Origin of the sequence: Ameyamaea chiangmaiensis, assembly GCF_013376175.1 — a bacterium.
Classification (GTDB): domain Bacteria; phylum Pseudomonadota; class Alphaproteobacteria; order Acetobacterales; family Acetobacteraceae; genus Ameyamaea; species Ameyamaea chiangmaiensis.
Genome location: NZ_JABXXR010000136.1, coordinates 1 through 7,260 on the forward strand (window position 1 = coordinate 1; position 7,260 = coordinate 7,260).

The following is a 7,260-nucleotide window of genomic DNA, read 5'->3' on the forward strand; positions in this document are numbered from 1 at the left end:
GGAGGCGGGCGGACGGTGGCGCGGCCACGCGGCGCAGGCGGCGGTCGTCGTCTCCGGCGCGGTCGGCGGGTTCAGCGGCGTGGCCGGTCTGGTGCCCGATGTCAGTTTCACCACGCTGACCATCATGCGCGAGATCGCGCGCATCGCGCGCGAGGAAGGCGAGGACCTGTCGACCGAGGACGGCCGCCGGGCCTGCCTGGAAGTCTTCGCCCTGCGCAGCTTCGCCGGCCCCCGCGACGGAGAAGAAAGCGAGATCGGGTTCTTCTCTGCCCGGACGGTCCTGCGCGGGCGGCCCGTTGTCATGCTGGTCTCCGAAGTCGCGGCCCATTACGGCCTTGGCCTGTCACGCAAGTTCGCCCTGCAGATGATGCCGGTCGCGGGTGCGTTGTGCGGGGCCTCGCTCAACGCCGCGTTTCTGTCGCACTACCGCGCACTCGCGCGGGCCCATTTCACCATTCGCCGTCTGGAACGGGCCCACGGCCCGGCGGTGCGGGAGACGGCGGAGTCGCTGCGCGGGCATGGTGTGTCGATGGCGTCGCTCTGATCGATCCTGTCCGCGGTTTTAAGGTTCGCCGGGCTGACAGCGGCGCGTGGCCCTCGTAGGGTCGGGCATCCTCAGGAAACAGGAGACGCTGTCATGGACGTTCAGGTCATCGATCAGGCCTACACGCAACTGCAGTCGCAGGCGCAGCAGACGGTGCAGGCGCTGCAGACGCTCGGCAACAAGCTGCAGGCCGCCGCGAACGGCGGCGATTCCCAGGCGCGGGAATGGATGCTCGATCTGCGCGAACTCGCGCTGACCTTTCAGGCGGAGCAGCAGCAGGTAGGCGCGCTGCTCCAGGCCCTGCATGCCGGGATCGCGCAGCAACAGGCGGCCGCACCGACCTTCGACGCGGCCCCCGCGCCCGCTCCGCAGCAGGGCGGAGGTTTCTTCGGCAGTCTGCTCTCGTCCGGTTTCGGTCAGGCCGTGGCCGCCGGTGCCGGGTTTGGAATCGGTAACGATATCATCAAGGACATCTTCTGACGGGCGACGCGGCACCGGATGCGCGTGCCGTCGACCCGCCATGCTGGGCCCGGTTCATCGACCGGGTATGGAGGGGAGATGCGCCGAGGTCGCTTGGGCACGTGGCGGATACCATGCCCGTTCTGACGCCTTGTGTTTCGTAGCCCCCCTTACCGCGTAACGCGTCTGGTCAACCCCTGCGCCTGCTGGCGTCGATCAGGAAGACCAGCAGGGAGGCTGCGAAGGCAATGGCGGCGAACGCGGCCATGACGATGCCGGGCTGGTGGAGGTAGGTCAGCGCCAGCCCGAACAGTGACGTCGCGAGGAACCCCGCGACATTGGCCAGTGAGCATGCCAGGGCCAGTCCTGCCGCGGCGGCCGGTCCGTCGAGAAAGACGAACGGGATCGCCCAGAGCGCGGGCAAACCGCCCAGAAGCCCGGCATTTGCCAGGGCGCCGAACAGGACGAGCCAGAACACGCCGGTGGACGGCAGGCCGCACAGCGCCAGCGAGACCGCGCCGATCGCCACCGGCACGAAAAGATGCCACCGCCGCTCGCCGCTGCGATCCGAACTGAGGCCGCATGCAATCATGCTGACGGCAGCGGCGAGATGCGGAATCGCGACGATCAGCCCGAGATGGGCATAATCGCCCGCATAGTGTTGCCGCACGAGGGTCGGGAACCAGAAGGCGACCGTGTAAAGCCCCAGCAGGATGCCCCCGTCGATGATGCCGATCAGCCAGATCCGGGGGTCGGCGAGTGCGGCCGCGAGTGCGGTCTTGCGGGGGCTGCTGTCGTGGTCCGCCAGTTCGGCCGCGAGATAGCGGCGCTCGACCGGGGTCAGCCACGACGCCGTTTCGATTCGGTCAGGAAGTGCGAACCATCCCCATAGTCCCAGTAGGATCGGCGGCAGGCCCTCGATCAGAAACAGCCACCGCCAGCCCGCGAGCGACGCGTAGCCCGAGAGATTGGTCAGGATCCAGCCCGACACCGGCGCGCTGATGATGCTCGCTGCCGGAATGCCGAGCATGAACAGCGCGATCACCCGCGCGCGCCGGGCCGCGGGCACCCATTGTCCCAGATAATACAGCGCGCCGGGCATGAACCCGGCTTCGGCCACGCCCAGCGCGAAACGCGAGAGATGGAACAGCGCCGGTGTGTGGATAAAGCCGCTGAGGGACGAGACAACCCCCCACGTCACGAGGATTCGCGCCAGCCAGCGACGGGCCCCCACACGCTGAAGGATGATGTTGCTCGGCACTTCGCAGAACACGTAGCCGATGAAGAACAGACCGGTACCAAGCCCAAATCCGGCGTCGGTCATGTCCAGATCGCCGAGCATCTGCAACTTCGCGAAACTGACATTCACCCGATCGGTGTAGGCCGCGAGAAAACCGAGCGCGAGAAATGGGACGATCCGCATGAAAACGGATCGATAAAGCGCCGAAACGTTCAGGGGTGCGGCGTTCTGCGCATCGGTCATGGCTGTGCTCATTCGTTACGTGACCTCGTCAGGCCTCTGGTCTGGTTCCGGCACTGGCGCGGGACCTACACCCCGATCGCGGGAGTGTGGCGTCACTTTCCGACGGGGACGCCATACAGTTCATAGCCATAGCACCAGTAGGGATCTTCGGGCGCCCGCAGCCAGGTATTCGCGTTGGAGATCGCCTGTACCCTCGTCGCGCGATCGCGGCGCAGATCGACATAACGGCTGAACGTCGCGTCGAGGTCCCGGGTGCCCAGTTCGACGAGGCAGCGTGTCAGCATGGCCGCATCCTCGACGGCCATGGCCGCGCCCTGGGCCATGTGCGGCTTCATCGGGTGGCAGGCATCGCCCAGCATGACCACGCGCCCCTGATGCCAGCGGGGCAAAGGAGGCCGGGTCTTCAGGGGCCACTTCGTGACCTCGTCGGTCGCATCGATATAGGCCTGCACCAGCGGGTGATAGCCACGGAAGGTCTCCCGCAGGGCGTCGCGCGAACTGGGCATCTGGCCGGTGGCATTGGTCCAGTCTCCGGGTTCGCCGGTGACCAGATAAAACTCGTCCTGATTGCGGTCGAGATAGTAGCAGACGATGTGCCGATCGTCCGACCACCATTTCGCGTTCAGGTCTGCCCCGGCCGCCCGGGCGGCGGCGCCGGGGATAATGGCCCGATGTGCCAGCCAGCCGGTATACAGCGGCTCTTCCTCGCCGAACAGGATTTCGCGGACACGTGAGTTGATCCCGTCGCCCGCGACCAGGATATCGACGCGATCCTGGCTGCCGTCTTCGAACTCCAGGGTGACCGAGCGATCGTCCTCGTGGAACATCGCCAGCTTCTTGTTGAATTTCACGCGTTCCGGATCGATGGCCTCCAGCATCATCTGCTGAAGGTCGCCGCGATGGATGGTGATGTAAGGGGCCTGATAGCGCGCCTGCTCGGCGTTCAGTGGGATATTGGCCAGAATGCTGCCGTCATCCCACTTGCGGCTGGTCCAATAGTCCGGCAGGCAGGCCATGGCCGTGAGTCGGGTTTCCAGATCCAGATGGCGCAGGATCTTCATGACGTTCGGACCGAACTGGATGCCTGCGCCGAGGCGTGAGAAGGCCGGCGCCTGATCATACAGCACGACGTCGTGGCCGGCGCGCTGAAGAAGTGCGGCGGCTGTGATTCCTCCCATGCCTGCCCCAACGATACCGATTCTAGACGCCTGCGACATGTGACGGATATCCCGCTGTTTCTGGATCTGGCCATAAATGGCGTATACGCGATTTAAGCAATTAACCGGCATGGCCGATCTGTCAAGAAAATTGCAACGGAATCGAGATGATTTTGCCAACCTTGTCGGGCCTGGAGGCAACCGTCCGGTTACGCCTGCACCCGCGCTTTAGTCGGTGGACAGTTTCCTGAGCACCTCGATCGCCGCGAGCCGTTCGCACGCGCTCAGATTGGCCATCGTCAGTTCCGTGATGCGTTGTGCGTCGGGGATGACACTGTCGACGAGCGTCATGCCTGCGGTCGAGAGCGAGACCAGGCGCTGGCGGCGATCGTGCTGGTCCGGTGTGATCAGCAGCAGGCCCCGGCGCTTGAGCCGCAGGACGATGTCGCGCAGCGTCGCGTGGTCGATCGCCGTCCGGCGCGCGATCAGGACCAGCGGGGAATTGGGGTGATCACGCACGGTCGTCAGGACGGCGAACTGTACCGAGGTCAGCTTGTCGTCGGGAATGGTGTTCTGGAAAATGGCGGTATGACGCTGATACGCCCGGCGTAGCAGATGGCCGATCTGTTCGGAAAGGACGTAGTCGTCATGTTCCGGTCCATTATCCGGCTCGGGCACGGGTGGCGTGGTACCAGAACGGGACGAGGCGGCGCGGCGGGGCTTCTGGGTCATCTCCCGACGTTACACCGAAGCCATCGCCGACTGAAAGAGACCGAAACAGGTCTTGTTTTGGGGTGGGTCGTACGCTTAACATGTCGTGTATACGTTACAATAAAGTGCGACCCCTGCTGGCGGGCGCCGCGCATGCGTAACATTGTTAAAACGGAATGACCCGTGGTCGAACTGAATGTCAACGGTCTGTGCCATCGCCTCGATGTGCCGGATGATGTGCCGCTGTTGTATGTGTTGCGCAACGACCTCGCGTTGAACGGTCCGAAATATGGATGTGGGTTGGGCGAATGTGGGGCGTGTTCGGTGCTGGTCGACGGGCGCGCGGCGCGGGCATGCTCCGTCTCCTGCGGCGCCGTCAGCGGACGGCGGATCGTGACACTGGAGGGGCTGGCGACCGCTGACGGGCTGGATCCTGTGCAGGATGCCTTCATCGCGGAGCAGGGAGCCCAGTGTGGCTATTGCCTTAACGGGATGATCGTCACCATCCGGGCGCTTCTGAATGAGAACCCCGCGCCAGACGAAGCGGCCATCCGCGAGGCCCTGCGCTATACATTGTGTCGCTGCGGTACGCATGTGGAGATCCTGCGCGCCGCCCGGCGCGCGTGCGGGCTGGATCCCGCCGGCGTGACCCGATGAGCGGCGATGGCGTCCTGTCGCGTCACGAGGGGGCGGGGGGCTATGTGGCCGTCACCCGCGCGCCCGAGCAACCGCACGGCATGGGCGCCGTCAAGCGCGATCTGAGCAATGTGCCCGATGACGTGTTCGTCGTGGTGCGGGCGGACGAAGGCGTCGTGGGGTATTGCGGGCATGTCGATCTAGGGACGGGCATCGCGACCGCGCTGGCACAGATCGTGGCCGAGGAAATGGACGTACCGTTTTCCTGGGTCCGCATGGAGTTGGGTCACACCGGCACGACGCCCAACCAGGGGGCGACGATCGCGAGCGAGACCATCCAGGTCTCGGCCATTCCCTTGCGCAAGGCCGCCGCCCAGGCGCGGGAGATCCTGACGGGACTGGCCGCAGCCCGGTCCGGGCTGGCGCGTGAGAACGTGCACATGCGCGACGGCGTACTGTGTCGGGGCGATGGCACGAGTCTGATCAGCATCGCGGATCTGCTGGAAGGTGTGCGGCATATCACGCGCTTTGACGACGACGTGGCGCTCAAGCCCCGTTCGGCGTACCGCATCGTCGGCCATGAGGTGCCGCGGGTGGATATTCCCGACAAGGCGACCGGCCGGGCTGTCTATGTGCATGACGTGCGCGTGGCGGGGATGCTGCACGGACGGGTGGTGCGGCCGCCCTATCATGGCGTGGAGCATGGGTACCAGGTCGGGCGGAGCCTGATCGCGGTCGACCGGGGTTCGATCGCGCATCTTCGCGGCGTCGTCGACATCGTGACGATCGGCGACTTCGTCGGCGTGGTGGCCGAGCGCGAGGAGCAGGCCATCGCGGCGGCGGAGGCGCTGGTCGTGCGGTGGCGCCCGGTGGCGGTGCCGGACCTGACCGACATCGCGAAGGCCCTGCGCGACAATCCGGCCACACCGCGTCGACTGCTGGAGCGTGGCGATGTGGACGCGACGCTGGAGACCGCCGCGCGGCGCCTCGACGCGTCCTATCTCTGGCCCTACCAGATGCATGGGTCGATCGGCCCGTCCTGTGCGGTGGCGGACTGGCGGGACGGCAGTCCGGTCGTCTGGTCCGGCACGCAGAACCCGCACATGCTGCGCGGCGATCTGGCCACGCTGATGGCGCTGCCGGAAGGCCGGATCGAGATCGTGCGTCACGAGGCCTCGGGGTGTTACGGGCGCAATTGCGCCGACGATGTGTGCGGCGACGCGCTGCTGCTGTCGCGGGCTGTCGGCCGTCCGGTGCGTGTGCAGCTGTCGCGCGCGCAGGAGCATGTCTGGGAGCCGAAGGGTGCCGCCCAGTTGATGGAGGTCAGCGGCGGGCTCGACGCGGCGGGGCGTCCGGTCGCCTATGCGTTCCAGACACGGTACCCCTCCAACGTGTCCCCGCTGCTGGCGCTGGTGCTGACGCGACAGGTCGATGCCGATCAGCCCGCGGTCACGCAGATGGGCGACCGGACCTGCATTCCGCCTTATGCCTACGACAATGCGCGTGTGGTCGTGCACGACATGCCGCCGATCGCGCGGGCGTCGTGGCTGCGGGGCGTGTCCGCGATGCCCAACAGCTTTGCGCACGACAGCTATATCGACGAACTGGCCGCCATTGCGGGGGCAGACCCGCTGGCCTACCGGCTGAGTCTGCTGACCGACGTGCGCGCCCGCGAGATGTTGCGGGCGCTGGCCGACCGGGCCGGATGGGTGACGCGCCACGGAGCGCGTCGTCCGATCGACCGTTCGGCGCGTGTGCTGACGGGGCGTGGTGTCGGCTACGCGGTCTATGTCCATGGTGCCTTTCCCGGCGTGGCCGCCGCCTGGGCGGCCTGGATCGCGGACGTGGCGGTCGATCGCCTGACCGGCGCGGTGCGGGTGCTGCGTGTCCATGTCGCGCAGGATGCCGGCATGATGGTCAATCCGGCCGGGGTGCGGCACCAGGTCCACGGCAACGTCGTGCAGTCCCTCAGCCGTGTGCTGAAGGAGGAGGTGACGTTCGATGCGACGGGCGTGACCAGCCGGGACTGGGGCACCTATCCGATCCTCACCTTTCCCGAACTGCCCGAGATCGACGTGCTGTTCATGGAGCGGCCGGACGATCCGCCGCTGGGCGTGGGCGAATCCGCGTCCGTGCCCAGTGCGCCGGCGATCGCCAATGCCGTGTTCGACGCAACCGGCGTGCGGTTTCGCGAACTGCCGCTGACGCCCGCCCGGGTCAAGCCGGCGTTGGATCGTGCCCTCGGCGTCTATGTTGAGCCGGAGCCGGAG

General features: G+C 66.5%; 7 protein-coding genes. 4 read left to right on the forward strand and 3 right to left on the reverse strand.

Annotated elements, in window-relative coordinates; genetic code table 11:
- Together HUK82_RS13075 and HUK82_RS13080 are read left to right on the forward strand one after the other, a co-directional pair.
- Nucleotides 1-544, forward strand: a 544-nt coding sequence (locus HUK82_RS13075; RefSeq protein ID WP_176614381.1) for an EcsC family protein, incomplete at its 5' end; no start/stop codon positions are given.
- A gap of 93 nt (nucleotides 545-637) precedes the next feature.
- Nucleotides 638-1,024 (forward strand): hypothetical protein, encoded by a 387-nt coding sequence (locus HUK82_RS13080; RefSeq protein WP_176614382.1) that lies wholly within the window; start codon nucleotides 638-640, stop codon nucleotides 1,022-1,024.
- 169 nt (nucleotides 1,025-1,193) lie between these two features.
- On the opposite strand, the gene HUK82_RS13085 is transcribed toward HUK82_RS13080, so the two are convergent.
- The 3 genes from HUK82_RS13085 to HUK82_RS13095 form a co-directional block, all read right to left on the reverse strand.
- Nucleotides 1,194-2,498 (reverse strand): MFS transporter, encoded by a 1,305-nt coding sequence (locus tag HUK82_RS13085; RefSeq protein ID WP_218061590.1) that lies wholly within the window; start codon nucleotides 2,496-2,498, stop codon nucleotides 1,194-1,196.
- An 80-nt stretch (nucleotides 2,499-2,578) separates the two neighbouring features.
- Nucleotides 2,579-3,703 carry an FAD-dependent oxidoreductase gene (locus HUK82_RS13090; RefSeq protein WP_176614384.1) on the reverse strand — a complete coding sequence of 375 codons (1,125 nt, stop codon included), beginning with the start codon at nucleotides 3,701-3,703 and terminating at the stop codon, nucleotides 2,579-2,581.
- Nucleotides 3,704-3,871: 168 nt separating this feature from the next.
- Nucleotides 3,872-4,375 carry a MarR family winged helix-turn-helix transcriptional regulator gene (locus HUK82_RS13095; protein ID WP_176614385.1) on the reverse strand — a complete coding sequence of 168 codons (504 nt, stop codon included), beginning with the start codon at nucleotides 4,373-4,375 and terminating at the stop codon, nucleotides 3,872-3,874.
- A 162-nt stretch (nucleotides 4,376-4,537) separates the two neighbouring features.
- Between HUK82_RS13095 and HUK82_RS13100 the strand changes: the two genes are divergently transcribed.
- Both HUK82_RS13100 and HUK82_RS13105 read left to right on the forward strand, forming a co-directional pair.
- On the forward strand, nucleotides 4,538-5,011 hold the full coding sequence (locus HUK82_RS13100) for a (2Fe-2S)-binding protein (protein ID WP_176614386.1): 474 nt from the start codon (nucleotides 4,538-4,540) through the stop codon (nucleotides 5,009-5,011).
- On the forward strand, nucleotides 5,008-7,260 hold a 2,253-nt coding region (locus HUK82_RS13105; RefSeq protein WP_256127031.1), incomplete at its 3' end, for a xanthine dehydrogenase family protein molybdopterin-binding subunit. The genes HUK82_RS13100 and HUK82_RS13105, both read left to right, overlap by 4 nt.

Excerpts from the sequence above, each read along its gene's own strand:
- HUK82_RS13080 (WP_176614382.1), top strand. The coding sequence starts at position 638 with ATGGACGTTCAGGTCATCGATCAGGCCTACACGCAACTGCAGTCGCAG.
- HUK82_RS13085 (WP_218061590.1), bottom strand. The coding sequence starts at position 2,498 with ATGAGCACAGCCATGACCGATGCGCAGAACGCCGCACCCCTGAACGTT.
- HUK82_RS13090 (WP_176614384.1), bottom strand. The coding sequence starts at position 3,703 with ATGTCGCAGGCGTCTAGAATCGGTATCGTTGGGGCAGGCATGGGAGGA.
- HUK82_RS13095 (WP_176614385.1), bottom strand. The coding sequence starts at position 4,375 with ATGACCCAGAAGCCCCGCCGCGCCGCCTCGTCCCGTTCTGGTACCACG.